Origin of the sequence: Kitasatospora sp. NRRL B-11411 (assembly GCF_000721345.1) — a bacterium.
Taxonomy (GTDB): Bacteria; Actinomycetota; Actinomycetes; order Streptomycetales; family Streptomycetaceae; genus Kitasatospora; species Kitasatospora cineracea.
The window spans coordinates 1-15,723 of record NZ_JOGH01000071.1 but is presented as its reverse complement, the minus strand read 5'-3'; the positions used below and the strand labels follow the sequence as shown (position 1 = coordinate 15,723).

Here is a 15,723-nt window from a genome sequence, read left to right as displayed (position 1 = left end):
ACGGGGCGCCGCTCAGCCGTTGCGCGGACCGGCCCCGGTGGAGCCGCGCATCACCAGCTCGGGCTGGAACATGAACTCGGAGCGCTGCGTCGGGTTCCCGCCGACCTCCTCCAGCAGGGCGTCGACGGCGGCGGTGGCCATCGCCTCGACCGGCTGGCGGACGGTGGTCAGCGGCGGCTCGGTGAACGCTATCAGCGGCGAGTCGTCGAACCCGACCACCGAGACGTCCTGCGGCACCGTCAGCCCGCGCTGGCGCACCGCCCGGATCGCGCCGAGCGCCATCATGTCGGAGCCGCAGACGATCGCGGTGCAGCCCTTGTCGAGCAGCGCCTGGGCCGCGGCGTGCCCGCCCTCCACGCTGAACAGGGTGTGGTGGACGAGCTCCTCGGCCTGCTCGGGGGTGCGCCCGGTGAGCTGCTGCACGGCGGCCGTGAAGCCCTCGATCTTGCGCAGCACCGGCACGTACCGCTTCTGGCCGACCGCGAGGCCGATCGTCTCGTGGCCGAGCTCGACCAGGTGCTGGACGGCCATCCACATCGCGGCCCGGTCGTCCGGCGAGATGAACGGCGCGGCGATCTTCTCGCTGTAGCCGTTGATCAGCACGAACGGGACCTGGCGGCCGGTGAGTTTGGCGTACCGGTCGTGGTCGGCGGTGGTGTCGGCGTGCAGTCCGGAGACGAACACGATGCCGGCGACGCCGCGTTCCACCAGCATCTCGACGAGTTCGTCCTCGGTGGAGCCGCCCGGGGTCTGGGTGCACAGCACCGGCGTGTAGCCGTGCCGGCTGAGCACCTGTTCGATGACTTGGGCCAGGGCCGGGAAGATCGGGTTGCTGAGCTCCGGGGTGATCAGGCCGATCAGCCCGGCACTGCGCTGGCGCAGCCGGGTGGGCCGCTCGTAGCCGAGGACGTCGAGCGCGGCCAGCACGGTCTGCCTGGTGGTCGCGGAGACGCCCGCCTTGCCGTTGAGGACGCGGCTGACGGTGGCTTCGCTGACCCCCGCCTGCGCCGCGATGTCGGAGAGTCGCGCCGTAGTCACGATCCCAGAGCCTATTGCAACCACGTCAGACCGCCCACCATGCGGTGCTGTCGGCCGGGAGTTCGACGCCGTTCTCCGTCTCGACAGCCTCGGCGGAGGACAGCAGCATACGGCCGGGGGCGGGGATCCGGACGGTTTCGCCGGTGGTGTTCACGGTGCACACGAACGAGCCTTCGGCCGACTCGCGCCGGAACGCCAGCACGCCCTCGGGGGCGGGCAGCCACTCGACGCCGGTGCCGGCGCCGAGCGCGGGCTGCGCGCGGCGGACGGCCAGCGCGGAGCGGTACAGCTCCAGCGTGGAGGTCGGGTCACCGGTCTGGACCTCCACCGAGAGGCCGGCCCACTCGGCGGGCTGCGGCAGCCAGCTGGGGCCGCCCTCGTTCGGGCCGAAGCCGTAGGGGGCCTCGGTGCCGGACCACGGGATCGGGACCCGGCAGCCGTCGCGGAAGCCGTCCTGGCCGGCCTGCCGGAAGAACGACGGGTCCTGGCGGACCTCGTCGGGCAGGTCGGTGACGTCGGGCAGGCCGAGCTCCTCGCCCTGGTAGACGTACGCGGAGCCGGGCAGCGCGAGCATCAGCAGGGTGGCGGCGCGGGCCCGGCGCAGGCCGAGGACGCGGTCGCCGGGGGTGCGGATCTGGGTGCCCAGGCCGGGCGGGTTGGCGAACCGGGTGGCGTGCCGGGTGACGTCGTGGTTGGAGAGCACCCAGGTGGTGGGGGCCTGCACCGGGCGCATCGAGTCGAGCGAGACGTCGATCACCTCGCGCAGCGCGGCGGCGTCCCAACCGGTGCCCAGGTACTGGAAGTTGAACGCCTGGTGCAGCTCGTCGGGGCGGACGTAGTTGGCGGTGCGCTGGACGGTCGGGGTCCAGGCCTCGGCGACGCCGATCCGGTCGCCGGGGTACTCGTCGAGGATCTGCCGCCAGCTGCGGTAGATGGCGTGCACGCCGTCCTGGTCGAAGAACGGCATGACGTCGTTGCCGAGCAGCTTGAGCTGGTCGTGGCTGCCGAGGTCGGGCAGGCCGGGGGCCTTGACCAGGCCGTGGGCGACGTCGATCCGGAAGCCGTCGACGCCCATGTCGAGCCAGAACCGCAGGATGGAGCGGAACTCGTCGGCGACCGCCGGGTTGTCCCAGTTGAAGTCGGGCTGCTCGGGGGCGAACAGGTGCAGGTACCAGTCGCCGGGGGTGCCGTCCGGGTCGGTGGTGCGGGTCCAGGCCGGGCCGCCGAAGATGGACTCCCAGTCGTTGGGCGGCAGTTCGCCGTCCTCGCCCTTGCCGGGGCGGAAGTGGTAGCGCTCGCGCAGCGGGGAGCCGGGGCCCTCGCGCAGCGCGCGCTGGAACCACTCGTGCTGGTCGGAGGAGTGGTTGGGGACCAGGTCGACGATGATCCGCAGGCCCAGGTCGTGGGCGTCGCGGATCAGCGCGTCGGCGTCCAGCAGGGTGCCGAACATCGGGTCGACGGCCCGGTAGTCGGCCACGTCGTAGCCGGCGTCGGCCTGCGGGGAGGCGTAGAACGGCGAGAGCCACACCGCGTCCACGCCCAGGTCGCGCAGGTAGGGCAGCCGGCTGCGGATGCCCGGCAGGTCGCCCATGCCGTCGCCGTTGCCGTCGGCGAAGCTGCGCGGGTACACCTGGTAGATGACCGCGTCCCGCCACCAACCGCCTCTGGAGGCCCCGGTGGTCGCAGCAGTCGTCCGAGCGGCGGGAACGGCGGCGGGCCGGGAGGCGTCGGCCAGGTTCTGGGTCATTGGACAGTCATCCCTCGGAGGCTGTGGAAGTGACGTGGAGGTGGCGCGGGTTCAGGACTTCGCGGCGCCGGCCGTCAGGCCGGTGACCAGGTGGCGCTGCACGAGGTAGAAGACGACCGCGGCGGGGATGGCGATGAGCACCGAGGTGGCGGCCATCAGCTGCCACTGGTGGTCGTGCTCGCTGACGAACGAGGACAGGCCGACCGCCAGGGTGTACTTGTCGGACGAGAGCATGAAGGTCGAGGCGTAGGCGACCTCGCCCCAGGCGGTGAGGAAGGAGTAGAACGCGGCCACCGCCAGGCCCGGGCGGGCCAGCGGCAGGATCAGCCGCCAGAAGGTGCCGAACGGGGAGAGCCCGTCGACCCGGCCGGCCTCGTCGATCTCCACCGGGATGGTGTCGAAGTAGCCCTTCATCAGCCAGGCGCAGTACGGGACGATGGTGGCCGAGTAGACCAGGATCAGGCCGGTGTAGGTGTCCAGCATCCCGAGGTTCGACAGGATGTAGTACATCGGCACGATCAGGACCGCGATCGGGAACATCTGGGTGACCAGCAGGGTCCACATCAGCTGGCGGTGGCCGGGGAAGCGCATCCGGGAGACCGCGTAGCCGGTGGAGGCGGCGATCAGCACGCCGATCACGGTGGTGCCGGCGGCCACGATCGCCGAGTTGCCGAACCAGGTGAAGAACCCGGTGTCGTTCATGACCTTGCCGTAGTTGGCGAAGGTCATCTTGTCGAGGATCGCCGCCGGGTGCAGGTAGTCGTTGTCGTCCGGGCCGAGCGAGATGTACGCGATGTAGACCACCGGGAACAGCGCGATCAGGCTGGCGACGACCAGGGCGACGTGGGTGAGCGCGGCGGCCAGCGGGGAGGACTGGCCGCGCAGCCGGACCTTGGCGGGTCGCTTCGCGGGGGCCGTGTCGGCGGCGGGGCGGTCGGCGGTGAGTGTCATGGGGCTGCCTGCCTGGTCGGGTTCCTCGGTCTGGGGGACGGTCTCGGCGCTCATCCGTTGGCCTTCTCGTTCCGGTCCAGCCAGCGGCGGTAGAAGGTGGTGAAGACGATCAGGATCGACAGCAGCAGGATCCCGTAGGTCGCGGACTGCGCGTAGTCGGCGGGCTGCTGGCCGAAGCTGAGGCGGTAGGCCCAGGTGACCAGGATCTGCGCGTCGGGGGCACCGGAGCCGAACAGCAGGAAGATCAGCGCGAACTGGTTGAAGGTCCACAGCACGCCGAGCAGCACCACGGTGGAGGAGACGCTGCGCAGGCCGGGCAGGGTGACGTGGCGGAAGCGCTGCCAGGGGGTGGCGCCGTCCATCTCGGCGGCCTCGTACAGCTCCTGCGGGATCGACTGGAGGCCGCCGAGCAGCGAGATCATCATGAACGGCACGCCGACCCAGGTGTTGACCATGATCACGGCGGCCTTCTGCGCCAGCGGGTCGGACAGCCAGGCGGGTTCGGGCAGGTGCAGGAAGGAGAGGAACGCGTTGACGGCGCCGCCGTCGGCGAGCATGAGGCGCCAGGAGAAGACGGTGACAAAGGTCGGCACCGCCCAGGGCAGGATCAGCACCAGCCGGTACAGGCCGCGGCCGCGGATCTTCCGGTTGAGCAGCAGCGCCAGGCCCAGGCCGATGCTGTAGTGCAGGAGCACGCAGATCCCGGTCCACAGCACGGTCCAGATCAGGTGCGACCAGAAGCGGTCGTAGGCGGTCGGCCCCCACAGCACGTCCGCGTAGTTCTGCAGCCCGATGAAGTCGAAGCTGTCGGGGATGTGGTTGACGCCGATCTGCCGGCCGACGTTGAGGCTGTTGGCGTTGGTCAGGGTCAGGTAGATGCCGCGCGCCAGCGGGTAGCCGACCAGCACCCCGAGGACGATCACGACCGGCGCGATCATCGCGTACGCGTACCAGTACTTCGAGTACGACAGCCTGATGCGCTGTGCGACCGCAACTGCCATGGAAAGACACCTTCTCCGGGAGGTCCGCCGCCTGCCTCGGCGACTGCTGGGGGACTGACGGGTCCGCCCGGCCCACCGTCAGGTGTGGGCCGGGCGGCCGATCCGATTACTTCTTGAAGTCCGGGAGGAGCTTCGCGTAGTCGGCCTCGGTGGCCTCCAGGCCGGCCTTGGTGTCGGCCTGGTCCTGGACGATCTTGCCGAGGGCGGTGCCGAAGGAGCCGAACAGCGAGGCGTACTCGGGCAGTTCGGGCCGCGGCTGGGCGGAGGTCAGGATCGCCTGGAAGTCCGCGATGCCGGGGTTGGCCTTGACCTCGGCGGTGTAGGCGTCGCTGCGGGTGGGCAGGGTGCCGTTCTTCAGCGCGAGGAAGGTCTGGCTCTCGGCGGAGGTCAGGAACGCGGCGAGCTTCTCGGCGGCGGCCTTGTGGGCGGCGTCGGAGCCGGCGTAGACGGAGACGTTGTGGCCGCCGGTGGGGGCGCCGCCCTTGCCGGTGGAGCCGTTCGGGACGGCGGCGATGCCGAGGTTCTTCTTGTCGGCGAACGCGGCGCCCTTGTAGACGTTGGTGACCTCCCACGGGCCCTGGATGATGGCCGCGACCTTGCCGTTGTTGAAGGCGTCCATCATGTGGGCGTAGGCGTCGGTGGTGACGTCGGCCTTGACCGTGCCGGGCGAGGTGAACATCGACTTGTAGGTGTCGATGGCCTTGACGGCCTCGGGCGAGTTGATGGTGATCTTCTTGCCGGCGGCGTCCACCATGTTGGTGCCCTCGCCGTACAGGAACGGCATGGCGTAGTAGCCGTCCGCGGCCTTCAGCCAGAAGCCGTCGACGCCGGCCTTCTCCTTCAGCTGCGCGGCGTCGGCCTTGAGCTCGTCCCAGGTGGTGGGGGCGGCGGTGATGCCGGCCTTGGCGAAGAGCTCCTTGTTGTACATCAGCGCCAGGGTGTCGGTGACCAGCGGCACGCCGTAGGTCTTGCCCGAGTACTTGGCCTGCTGGATCAGCGAGGGCTGGAAGACGGAGGCGTCGGTCAGCGCGGGGGTGCCGTCCAGCGGCTCCAGGTAGCCGGCCTTGGCGAAGGCGGAGGTCCAGCCCACCTCGGCGCGGAAGACGTCCGGCGCGCCCTTGGCACCCATCGCGGTCTGGAGCTTGTTCTGCGCCGTGTCGAACGGCACGTTCACGAAGTTGACCTTGACGTTCGGGTTCGCGGCCTCGAACTTCTTGACCAGCTCCTGGTAGTTCGGGGCCTCGTTGGTCGCGTTCGAGGTGTCCCAGTAGGTGATGGTGACCGGTCCGTCGCTCTTGCTGTCCGAGCCGGAGCCGCTGCTGCTGCAGGCCGCCATGGTGACTGCCAGAGCCGCAACGAGAGCGGAGGCCGCGATGCCACGCCGCATGGAAACTCCTAGGAAAGGTGGGGGTGCCCGAGATGGAGGAGGACGGCGCATAATGGCTGTCCGAAGCCGACTGCGCCGTTGCGGCCGCCGGGCTTGAGCAGGAACGTAACAGCGCGGCAAGCATTGCTGAAAGTCCTTGCAGCAAGTTTCTGCAAGGCGACGGCGATCGTTACGTCCACGTGTCCTTAGAGTTGCCGTCACGCGTCTTGACCATCCGTCGCCTTGCGGAAACTCCTTGCAGTCGCCGGGCACGGAAGAGCCCCCGGGAGCAGCGCTCCCGGGGGCTCCTCGATCAGCCGCGGCTCAGCCGGCGGTGCCCAGCCGCAGCACGGTGGTGGACCGGAACTCCTGCCCCGGCCGCAGCTCGGTCGACGGGTACGACGGCTGGTGCGGCGAGTCCGGGTGGTGCTGGGTCTCCAGCGCCACCCCGGCGTACGGGCCGTAGGCCGTCCCGGACGGGCCGGTGACCGCGCCGTCGAAGCCGTTCGCGGTGTACACCTGGATGCCCGGCTCGGTGGTCAGCACCTCCAGCGTCCGCCCGCTGCCCGGGTCCGCCAGCAGCGCGGCGCGCACCGGCGGCCCGTCCGCGGGCCGCTCGCGCAGCACCCAGTTGTGGTCGTAGCCGCGTGAAAGTTTCAGCTGCGGGTGCCCGTCGTGGATCTGCTCGCCGATCGCCCGGGCGGCGGTGAAGTCGAACGGGGTGCCCGCCACCGGCTCGTACGGGCCGTACGGGATCTGCCGCTCGTCGACCGGGGTGTACGCGTCGGCGTCGACGGTCAGCAGGTGGCCCAGCACGTCGCCGCGGCCCTCGCCGGCCAGGTTGAAGTAGGCGTGGTTGGTCAGGTTGAGCACCGTCGGCTTGGTGGTCACCGCCCGGTAGGAGATGGCCAGGTCGGAGCCGGTGAGGGTGAAGTCCACCCAGACGTCCAGGGCGCCCGGGAAGCCCTGGTCGCCGTCCGGCGAGTGCAGGTGCATCCGCACCCCGCCGGGGATCTCCTCGGCGTCCCACACCCGGTGCGAGAAGGAGTCGGGGCCGCCGTGCAGGGTGACGCCGCGGCCGGTGGGCAGCAGCGGGTGGTCCTCGCCGTCGAGGGTGATCCGGCTGTCCGCGATCCGGTTGGCGTACCGGCCGACGGTGACCCCGTAGTGCTTGGCCGGGCCGAGCAGGGTGCCCACGTCCTCGCTGGTGAGCAGCAGTTGGGCGGGGGTGCCGGAGCGGTCCGGGGCGGTCAGGGTGTGCAGCGCGGCGCCCAGGGTGATCACGGTCGCCTCGACCGGCCCGGCCCGCAGCGTCCAGCGCTCCAGGCCCATCCCGGCCCCGGAGTGGTCGTACGGTGCCCGGTGCACCTCGGTGGGCTCGGCCGGCGCGGTCATGGGGCTGCTCCTCGGTTCGTGATCATCCTGCCCGGTCAGCGTAGCCCGACCCGGCGCGCGGACCGGCGACCCGCCCCGCGCGCCGACCGGATCGGCCGGGCCGTCAGCCGGCCTGCCCGGGGCCGTCGGTGGGCATCCCGAGGGCGTCCGCGAGGCCCTCCGGTCCGGTGCCGAGCTTGCGGTGCACGGCGGCCAGCCGCTGCTTGACGATCCCCAGCGGGATACCCAGCTCCTCGGCGCTCCGCTGCGGCGGCAGCGGCCGGACCGCCAGCCGGGCCACCTCCCACTCCTGCGGGTTGAGGGCGTCCTTGGGCGGGGCCGGCGGCCGGCTCGGCTGCAGCCCGGCCGAGGCCAGCACGTTGCGGGCCCGCACCTCCAGCCCGTCCGCGCCGCAGTGCTTGGCCAACTCCATGCCCTGGTACAGGTGTTCCGCGGCCTCCAGGCTGCGGCCGACCTGCACCAGCGCGGCCCCGAGGTCGACCAGCGCGTGCGCGTGCTCGAAGCTCGCCGGGGAGCGGCCCAGCCAGCCGACCGCCTCCTGGAGCAGCTCGACGGCGTGCACGCCCTCCCAGACGCTGGCGGCCAGCCGCAGCGCGGTGCCGATCGCGGACGGCGAGCCGGACACCATCGCCCGGGCCACCGCGTCCTCGCCGTTCTTCCGGGCGGACGGCAGGTCCAGGTGCGCCATCGCCACCGCCAGGTAGCCGGCCCACGGGGCGTGCACGGTGGAGCGCCAGCCGCGCTTGTCCAGCCGGGTGCCGGTCTCGGCGAGCACCTCGACGGCCATCCCGTAGTCGCCGCGCGAGATCAGCAGCTTGCCGTAGATGGTGGCCACGTCGGGCAGCAGCAGCGCGGTCTGGTGGTAGGGCGGCAGGAAGCGGTACTTGACCGCGATCTCCCAGGCCTCGTGGTCGCGGCCGCGGGCCAGCAGGGTGTCGATCAGCGCGCCGACCAGGTTCCAGGTCAGCGGCAGCCCGGTGCCCATCCGGTCGGCGATCCGCAGGCCGCGGCGCAGGAAGTCCTCGGCCTCCGGGAGGAAGCCGCGGCGCAGCCGGGCGTAGCCCATCAGGAAGTAGGCGAAGCCGCGGTGCGCGCCGCTCCACCCGGCGATCTCGAACTCCAGGATGGCGGAGCTGAACAGCTTCTCGGCGCGGGCGAGTTCGTCGTTGTAGGCGAAGCACAGGCCGAGCAGCGCGGGCAGTTCGAAGTTCCAGGTGGTGTTGGTCCAGCCCAGGCCGCGCGGCAGCCGGCCGTCGACCAGGGCGTCCTCGGCGGCCCGCAGGGCGTCGGCGGCGCTGCCGCCCCGGAGCGTGAGGTCCCAGGCGTACAGGGCGCGGACCGGGTGGGCGACCTCGCTGTCCGGGTCGACCTCGGCGACCAGCCGGCGGACCCGCTCGGCGCGCCCGGGCCCGTCCTCCTCGTCCCGCTGCAGGGCGGTGTACAGCAGGTGGGCGACCAGCAGCCGGATCCGGCCGGGGCCCTCGGGGGCGCGCTCGGACTCGTCCAGGCAGAGCGCGGCGGCCGCGCTCAGGTCGCCGCTGTGGGCGATCACCTCGGAGAGCCGGAACACCGCCTCGACCCGCAGGTCGGGGCTGAGGCCGTTGTCCATGTCGATGGCGCGGCGCAGCTGGTTGGCGGTGGCCTCGGGGTCGGTGAGCAGGCTGGCGCAGGCGAGTTCGTACAGCACCTCGGCCTGGTCCTCCTCGTCCGGCGGCTCGTTGAGGGCGCGCTCCAGACAGCGGCGGGCGGCTTCGGGGGCGCCGATGGCCAGGTTCTCGGCGGCGGCCCGGCGCAGTTTGCGGACGATGACGTCGTCGCCCTCGCCGGGGTGGGTCTCCAGCAGGTGGCGGGAGGAGGAGAGCAACGAGCCGCCGCTGTTCTCGATCGCGGTGGCGGCGATGCCGTGCATGCCGGTGCGGACGCCGGGCGGGGATCGACTGGTAGATCGAGGTGGCGATCAGCGGGTGGACGAACTCCAGCCTGCCGTTGGGCTGGCTGGTGAGCACCCGCATCCGGCGCAGCGCCTGGACGGACTCGCCGGACTGGGCGGGGCCCTGCCCGCAGATCCGGCCGGCCAGGTCCTCCTTGATCTCGGTGCCGAGCAGGGCGGCGGCCCAGGCGAACTGCAGGACGGTGGTGCCGAGCTTGTCCAGCCAGTAGTCGCGGCCCTCGCCGCGGGCCGCGGCGGCCAGGTCGCGCAGCCGGGGCGAGTTCTCCTCGACCGGTTCGAGGTTCTGGTCGCGGACCTCGCGCAGCAGCGCCACCGTGTCGTACGGGCCGCCGGCGGTGACCGCCCAGACCTGGCGGCAGAACGCGTCGTCGGCCTCGGCGAACTCGCCGTGCACGATGGCGGCCACCGACACCGGGTTGAGCGGCAGCAACTCGTGCTTGCGGGCGGCCCGTTCGTGGATCTGCTGGGCCAGCGCCCGGGCCTCCTCCTCGAACTCGTGCCGGTAGGCGAAGACCAGCAGCACGGGCAGCTCCCGGGCCCGCACCGCGAAGGACGCCAGCCAGGTCAGCGACTCCTGGTCGACGGCGTGCAGGTCGTCGACGATCACCACCAACGGGGCGCGCCGGGGCGCGAGTTGGGTGATGACGAAGTCCAGGCCGTCGCGGACGCTCTGCGGGTCGATCCGCTCGACCTCGTCGGACGGCGGGGCCAGTCCGACGGCCGGGGCGACGATGTTGTGCCAGCTGCCGAAGACCTCCTCGACCTCGGCCTCGGTCAGGTCGCTGAGCACCGGCAGGAGCAGCTGGCGCAGCACCCGGAACGGCTCCCGGCGCTGCCGCTCGTTGCCGCGGGCGAACAGCACGGTCGAGTCCTGGCGGGCGCCGGCGATCCGGCGGACCTGTTCCAGCATGGAGGTCTTGCCGATGCCGGGCGATCCGGAGAAGACCAGCAGTTCGCCGATCCTCAGACCGCCGGCGGCGAATTCCCGGCACAACCTGTCCACGGCCTGATCGACGGAACGCAGTTCCTGATCGCGCTCCCACAGCCGCTGGCCGACCGGCTCCGCGCCGGCCTCCCGCTCCTGCGGCCCGTTCTGCTCTTCGGCCACGTCCGTCCCTCCGACTCGCCGTCCGGCACTCCGTTCCCGACCTTAGCGCCGTCGCGGGCCGCGCGGGCGGCGTTCGTGCAGGCAGGGGCGCCTGACGCAGGGTTAGAAGGCGTTGCCCGGGGCAAATGCCTTACCAGCCATGACATCTGACGATCCGATCGGATAACTTTCGGGCTACAAGGGTGTAGTTGATCTTCTCGGGGGAAGGCCATCGCCGGGACCGCGCACCCCTTGATCGGCGCCGCACCGGAACAGGCCGCACTGGAGACACGTTGGCTGCAATACCCCCGCTTTTCTGCCCCATCCCGTCCGGCCTGCACCCCGACCACGAAGCCGTCGGCAAGAGCACCGAACTGTGGCTCGAAACGATGGGCTTCGCTTCGGACGCGGAACGCCGCCGCCGCCTCCTGGCCATCGGCGCGCACGAGTTCGTCTGCCGGATCGCCAAGGACGCCGAGGGCACCACCGGGCTGGAGCTGGTCTCTCAGTGGCTGTGCAGCATGCTCACACTGGACGACGAGTGGGACACCGGCAGGCTCAGCCGGGACCCGTCCCGTGTACTCACCATAGCAGCCACGCTACTCGCTGTTATCAATTCCGCGAATTCCCACCCGCACGAGACCGACCTGTACGTCGGCGCGGTGCGCGACGTGTTCGAACGGGCCCGGGTCTGGGCCCCCGCACTGTCGGTCAAGCGCTGGGCGGACAGCCAGTTGGAGTCCTTCATGGGCGCCGCCACCGTCGTCGCCTACCGCTCCGAGCGCCGGCCGATGACGCTGGCCGAGTACCTGACGATCGGTCCGCTGGACCGCGGCAGCCGCTCCTGCATCGAGATCATCGAGGTCTGCGAGCGCACCGCCATCCCGCAGTCCCAACTGGACTCGCCCCGGGTGCACGCACTCACCGAGGCCGCCAAGTTCCTGGTGCTGGTCTCGGCCGACGTCTACTCCTACCGCCGCGAGGACGACCACGGCGCCCTGGAGAGCAACATCGTGGACGCGCTCCAGCGCCACCTGGACTGCGGACAGGAACAGGCCCTGCAGGAAGCCGCCGCCCTGCACGACCGCACCATGTGCCTGTTCCTCCGCCTCTCCGACCGCACCGGCCGCCGGGCCGGGGCCGAACTGCGGCGCTACATCCAGCAGTTGTCCAACCTGGTGAGCGGCAACCTGGAGTGGGGCTTCACCTCCGCCCGCTACACCGAGCGCACCCCGGGAGCGCTGCCGGCCGCCGTGCGCGCCGAACGGCCCGCCGACGGCCGGCTCACCCCGCCGCCCTACCCCGAGATCGCCTGGTGGTGGGACCAGCTGTGGTGACCACCGGCCCCGGCCGGCCGCCGCGGACACCGCCGCACCCCGCGAACACCGCACCCGGCACCGTCCGCCCCGGGTCCGCCGCCCGCGCTCAGGCCAGCAGCCTGGCCTTCGCGGCGGCGAACTCCTCCGGGGTGAGCAGCCCCTGCTGCACCAGCTGCGCCAACTGGGCCAGCTTGCTCGCCACGTCCTCGCCACCCGCGGCGGGGGCCGCGGGCGCGGCGGGGGCCGCGGGCGCGGCGGCCGGCGCCGGTGCGGCGGCCGGCGGCGGGGCGTAGGCCGGCGGCTGCCCCGCCTGCTGCTGCGCGGCCCGGTCCTGCTCGGCCTGCAGCTCGGCGATCGCCCGGTCCTGGTCCTGCTCCTCGGCGGCCCGCCGGGCCCCGGCCCGGCCCGCCGCGTACGCGGCACCGCCCACCACCAGCCCGCGGGCCAGCGGGCGGCCCACCGGGCGAACCGCCCGGACCGGCCGGATCGGCCTCATCGGTCGGAACACGCCGTCCTCACTCTCCCGCCGCGACGCGCGCCTCGGCGGCGCGGACGGCTTCCTCGATGTTCTCCGGCGGAATGCGCACCCCGGAGGCGATCCGGCCGCCGACCGCGCGCAGCGCCGCGGCCGCCTCCGCGGCCCACAGGTGCTCGATCAGCACGATCAGCGCCGAGCTGCCGGGCTCCAGCAGCTCGGCCACCTCCTGGGCGTCCTCGGGCCCGATCAGCGGCAGTTCCTCCGCGTCCAGCCCCGCGACGCCCCGCAGGTGCTCGAAGTCGGTGAGCTCCCCGTAGGTGGCCTCGCCCTCGGCGTCCCGGAGCACCGCCAGCGAGTCGATCACCCGGACCCCGGCCGCGTCCCGCAGCCGGACCAGCGCGGTGGCCGCCTCGGCGCTGATCGTCGCCTCGGGGAAGGTCAGGACGAGCAGTTCGGCCGGTCCCATCGGGGCCCCCTTCCGTGCACAGATTCCCGGATATCCCTCATATCGGGATGAAATCACACGAATCCGGGCACCCCTCGGCACGCCACGCGAGGCCGCCCGGACCGTGCGGACGGCGGGGCGGTCTCCGAGTGGCCCACAGCGGCTGGCGGGCGGCGGCCCGGCGTGGTCACGTCGAGGCAGCATCCGCCCCACCGACAAGGAGCCAGCCGTCATGACCATCGCCGTCGACAAACTCTCCGACCCGGCCGTCCGCCGCCTGCTCGGAGCCGTCAACTCCGGTGACCGCACCGCCTTCTTCGCCGCCCTGACCGAGGACGCCACGATGTCCGACGACGGATCCGAACGCGACCTGGCGGACTGGGTCGACCGGGAGATCTTCTCCTCGCACGGGCACATCGAGGTGCAGACCGAGAAGTCCGGCGGCCGCGCCCTGGTCGCCGACTACCGCAACGACACCTGGGGCGAGATGCGCACCGCCTGGCGCTTCACCGTCGCCCCGGACGGCCGGGTCAGCCACTTCGACACCGGCCAGGCATAGAACCTCCCCCGACGAGGGCCCCCGGTTCAGCCGCGCGCCGCCAGGCACTGCCGGACGGCGGCGATCAGCGCCCGGGAGCGGACGTCCCCGGTGACGCCCGGCTGCATGCCGTTGGTGACATAGCCGAAGCCGATGCCCAGCTCCGGGTCGGCGAAGCCGAGCGAGCCGCCCCGGCCGGGGTGGCCGAAGCTCGCCGGGGAGGCCATCGGCGAGGTGCCGCCGTGCCGGAAGAAGCCCTGGCCGAAGGCCGTGTTGACGATCAGCACCCGGTCCGGCCCCTGCACCGAGGGGCCGGCCGCCTCGGCCAGGGTCCCCCGCTCGAACAGCGCGGGCAGCCGCTGCCCGGGCGCGTCGGCCCGGTCGGCGGCGCCGATCAGCGCCGCGTAGAACCGGGCCAGCGAACGGGCGGTGCCGATCCCGCCCGCCCCCGGCACCTCGACGGCCTGCACCGCCGGATCGTTCAGGTCGACGCTGCTGCGCACCGAGCCGAACGCCCGGGCGGTCAGCGAGTGCGGATCCCGGTAGGCGTCCAGCACCGACTGCTTGGGGCGCATCCGCATCCCGCCCGGCCCGAGCCCGGCGGCCTCCGGCGCGGGCAGGTCGACCAGCCGGCCGACCCGGCCGGCCGCGGCGGCGGGCAGGCCGATCCACAGGTCCAGGCCGAGCGGGGCGGCGATCTCCTCCGCGAAGTACCGCCCCACGCTGCGGCCCCCGGCCCGCCGGACCACCTCGCCGACCAGCCAGCCGAAGGTCAGCGGGTGGTACCCGTGCGCGGTGCCGGGCTCCCAGGCGGGGGCCTGGGCGGCGACGGCCGCGACGGCCGGCTCCCAGGCCAGCACGTCCTCGATCCGCAGCGGCACGTCCAGCGCGGGCAGCCCGGCCTGGTGCGAGAGCAGCCAGCGCACCGGCACCCGCCCCTTCCCGGCCCGCCCGAACTCCGGCCAGTACGCGGCCACCGGGGCGTCCAGGTCCAGCAGTCCGCGCTGCGCGAGGTGCAGGGCGGCGGAGGCGGTCAGCCCCTTGGTGACGGAGCGCAGCACCTGCGCCGTCCCCTCCTGCCAGCCCACCGCCGGGGCCGGCCGGGCCCCGACCTCCGGCCGGGCGTCCCCGCCCCACAGGTCGACCACCTTCCGCCCGTCGAGGTACAGCGCGAAGGCCGCGCCCAGCTCCCCGTACTGCCGGAAGTTGCCCTCGAAGGCCGCCCGGACCGGCTCGAACCCGTCCGCCGTGAACCCCTGGATCTGCTGTCTCTCCACCCGTCCACCCTAGACACCCGGGGGCGTCACTCCACCGTCCACCCGATGTGCCCGATGCCGGTGGAGTAGAAGGCGCAGTGGCCCGAGGACTCCTGGGTCTGGCCCGGCTGGGCCGTCACCGAGTTGCCCGTCACGTCCGGCGCCCAGCCGCAGACGATGTCGGCGTGGAAGGTGATCGCGGCACCGGTGTTGTTGGTGCAGTCGACGCCGCCGGTCAGCGGGTCGTTGTTGTGGATCCAGGTGGTGCAGTCCAGCCCCGAGCGGACCGACTTCACGGCGGCGGCCGGAGCCGGCGCGGCCGAGGCGGGCAGCGCGGTGCCGAGCGCGACCAGGGCGGCGGCGACGGACAGGAGGGCGGCGCGGTTCTTCAACTCTGCTCCCGGGAAAGGTTCCTGACGGTTCGCCCGGGTTCCTTCCCGGGCCGATCCCTACGTATACCAACCCTTTCGGGTGACACCGCCGCGGATCGCCGGAGCACGTCACAATGGCGGACATGGACAACCCCGCCGACTCCCCCGCGAACGCCCCCGCCGACGTCCCCGCCACCAACCCGGACGAGATCCTCGACGTGGTCGACGAACAGGACCGCGTCCTGCGCACCGCCCCGCGCTCCGAGGTCTACCGCGACGGCCTGATCCACCGCTGCGTCTTCGTCCTGGTCCGCGACCCGCAGGGCCGGATCTTCACCCACCGCCGCACCGACACCAAGGCGTTCGCCCCCGGCGCGTACGACTGCTTCGTCGGCGGCGTGGTCGGCACCGGCGAGAGCTACCCCGAGGCCGCCGTCCGGGAGGCCGAGGAGGAACTCGGCGTCACCGGCATCCGCACCCGCCCGCTCTTCCGCTTCCTCTACACCGACGGCGACCGCTACAGCTGGTGGTCCGACGTCCACGAAGCCGAGTGGGACGGCCCGGTGCACCCCCAGGAGTCCGAAGTCGCCTGGCACGCCTGGCTCACCGAGGACGAACTCGCCGAACGCCTCACCACCTGGGACTTCGTCCCCGACGGCCGCGAAGCCTACCGCCGCTACCTGTCCCAACGCCCCACCCCCTGACCCCGCCCCGCCCGTCCCGCGCCTCTCCCCTTCTCCTCTCTGCCCCTTCCCCTGCTCCTCCTCGCCGCCCCACGCC

The 15,723-nt window shown here is 72.5% G+C and carries 14 protein-coding genes and 1 pseudogene; 3 read left to right on the top strand and 12 right to left on the bottom strand.

Annotated elements, in window-relative coordinates; genetic code table 11:
- Positions 1 to 12 precede the first annotated feature (12 nt).
- From IH44_RS0126265 to IH44_RS49790, 8 genes and pseudogenes are all read right to left on the bottom strand, one after another.
- Positions 13 to 1,038 carry a LacI family DNA-binding transcriptional regulator gene (locus IH44_RS0126265; protein ID WP_198545037.1) on the bottom strand — a complete coding sequence of 342 codons (1,026 nt, stop codon included), beginning with the start codon at positions 1,036 to 1,038 and terminating at the stop codon, positions 13 to 15.
- A gap of 25 nt (positions 1,039 to 1,063) precedes the next feature.
- Positions 1,064 to 2,785, bottom strand: coding sequence for a glycoside hydrolase family 13 protein (locus tag IH44_RS0126260; protein ID WP_030462199.1), 1,722 nt, complete (start codon positions 2,783 to 2,785; stop codon positions 1,064 to 1,066).
- Between the two features lie 51 nt (positions 2,786 to 2,836).
- A complete protein-coding gene (locus IH44_RS0126255) occupies positions 2,837 to 3,736 on the bottom strand; it encodes a carbohydrate ABC transporter permease (RefSeq protein WP_030462198.1) in 900 nt (299 codons plus the stop codon).
- Positions 3,737 to 3,786: 50 nt separating this feature from the next.
- Entirely contained in the window at positions 3,787 to 4,737 is a 951-nt protein-coding gene (locus IH44_RS0126250) for a carbohydrate ABC transporter permease (RefSeq protein ID WP_035956442.1), read from the bottom strand.
- 106 nt (positions 4,738 to 4,843) lie between these two features.
- Positions 4,844 to 6,124: an extracellular solute-binding protein gene (locus tag IH44_RS0126245; protein ID WP_030462196.1), complete on the bottom strand. Its 1,281-nt coding sequence runs from the start codon at positions 6,122 to 6,124 to the stop codon at positions 4,844 to 4,846.
- A 303-nt stretch (positions 6,125 to 6,427) separates the two neighbouring features.
- The gene (locus IH44_RS0126240; protein WP_030462195.1) at positions 6,428 to 7,498 is read right to left on the bottom strand and encodes an aldose epimerase family protein; all 1,071 of its coding nucleotides are present in this window, start codon (positions 7,496 to 7,498) and stop codon (positions 6,428 to 6,430) included.
- Between the two features lie 103 nt (positions 7,499 to 7,601).
- Complete coding sequence (locus tag IH44_RS48445; protein ID WP_051817329.1) at positions 7,602 to 9,407, bottom strand: hypothetical protein; 1,806 nt, start codon at positions 9,405 to 9,407, stop codon at positions 7,602 to 7,604.
- 613 nt (positions 9,408 to 10,020) lie between these two features.
- Positions 10,021 to 10,452: pseudogene (locus tag IH44_RS49790) on the bottom strand (AAA family ATPase); the annotation flags it as partial.
- A 377-nt stretch (positions 10,453 to 10,829) separates the two neighbouring features.
- Here IH44_RS49790 and IH44_RS43065 point away from each other — a divergent pair.
- Positions 10,830 to 11,873 carry a hypothetical protein gene (locus tag IH44_RS43065; protein WP_157852465.1) on the top strand — a complete coding sequence of 348 codons (1,044 nt, stop codon included), beginning with the start codon at positions 10,830 to 10,832 and terminating at the stop codon, positions 11,871 to 11,873.
- Between the two features lie 88 nt (positions 11,874 to 11,961).
- Here the strand turns inward: IH44_RS43065 and IH44_RS47385 are convergent, their stop codons facing one another.
- Together IH44_RS47385 and IH44_RS0126220 are read right to left on the bottom strand one after the other, a co-directional pair.
- Positions 11,962 to 12,315, bottom strand: coding sequence for an SHOCT domain-containing protein (locus IH44_RS47385; protein WP_232795089.1), 354 nt, complete (start codon positions 12,313 to 12,315; stop codon positions 11,962 to 11,964).
- A gap of 55 nt (positions 12,316 to 12,370) precedes the next feature.
- A complete protein-coding gene (locus IH44_RS0126220) occupies positions 12,371 to 12,799 on the bottom strand; it encodes a DUF6325 family protein (protein ID WP_030462192.1) in 429 nt (142 codons plus the stop codon).
- A gap of 211 nt (positions 12,800 to 13,010) precedes the next feature.
- Here IH44_RS0126220 and IH44_RS0126215 point away from each other — a divergent pair, with 211 nt between their 5' ends.
- Positions 13,011 to 13,337 carry a hypothetical protein gene (locus tag IH44_RS0126215; protein WP_030462191.1) on the top strand — a complete coding sequence of 109 codons (327 nt, stop codon included), beginning with the start codon at positions 13,011 to 13,013 and terminating at the stop codon, positions 13,335 to 13,337.
- A gap of 26 nt (positions 13,338 to 13,363) precedes the next feature.
- Here IH44_RS0126215 and IH44_RS0126210 read toward each other — a convergent pair whose 3' ends face one another.
- Together IH44_RS0126210 and IH44_RS0126205 are read right to left on the bottom strand one after the other, a co-directional pair.
- A complete protein-coding gene (locus IH44_RS0126210; protein WP_030462190.1) occupies positions 13,364 to 14,593 on the bottom strand; it encodes a serine hydrolase domain-containing protein in 1,230 nt (409 codons plus the stop codon).
- Between the two features lie 26 nt (positions 14,594 to 14,619).
- On the bottom strand, positions 14,620 to 14,964 hold the full coding sequence (locus IH44_RS0126205) for a hypothetical protein (RefSeq protein WP_030462189.1): 345 nt from the start codon (positions 14,962 to 14,964) through the stop codon (positions 14,620 to 14,622).
- Positions 14,965 to 15,086: 122 nt separating this feature from the next.
- Between IH44_RS0126205 and IH44_RS0126200 the strand changes: the two genes are divergently transcribed.
- On the top strand, positions 15,087 to 15,647 hold the full coding sequence (locus IH44_RS0126200) for an NUDIX hydrolase (RefSeq protein WP_051817334.1): 561 nt from the start codon (positions 15,087 to 15,089) through the stop codon (positions 15,645 to 15,647).
- The last annotated feature ends 76 nt before the right edge of the window (positions 15,648 to 15,723 follow it).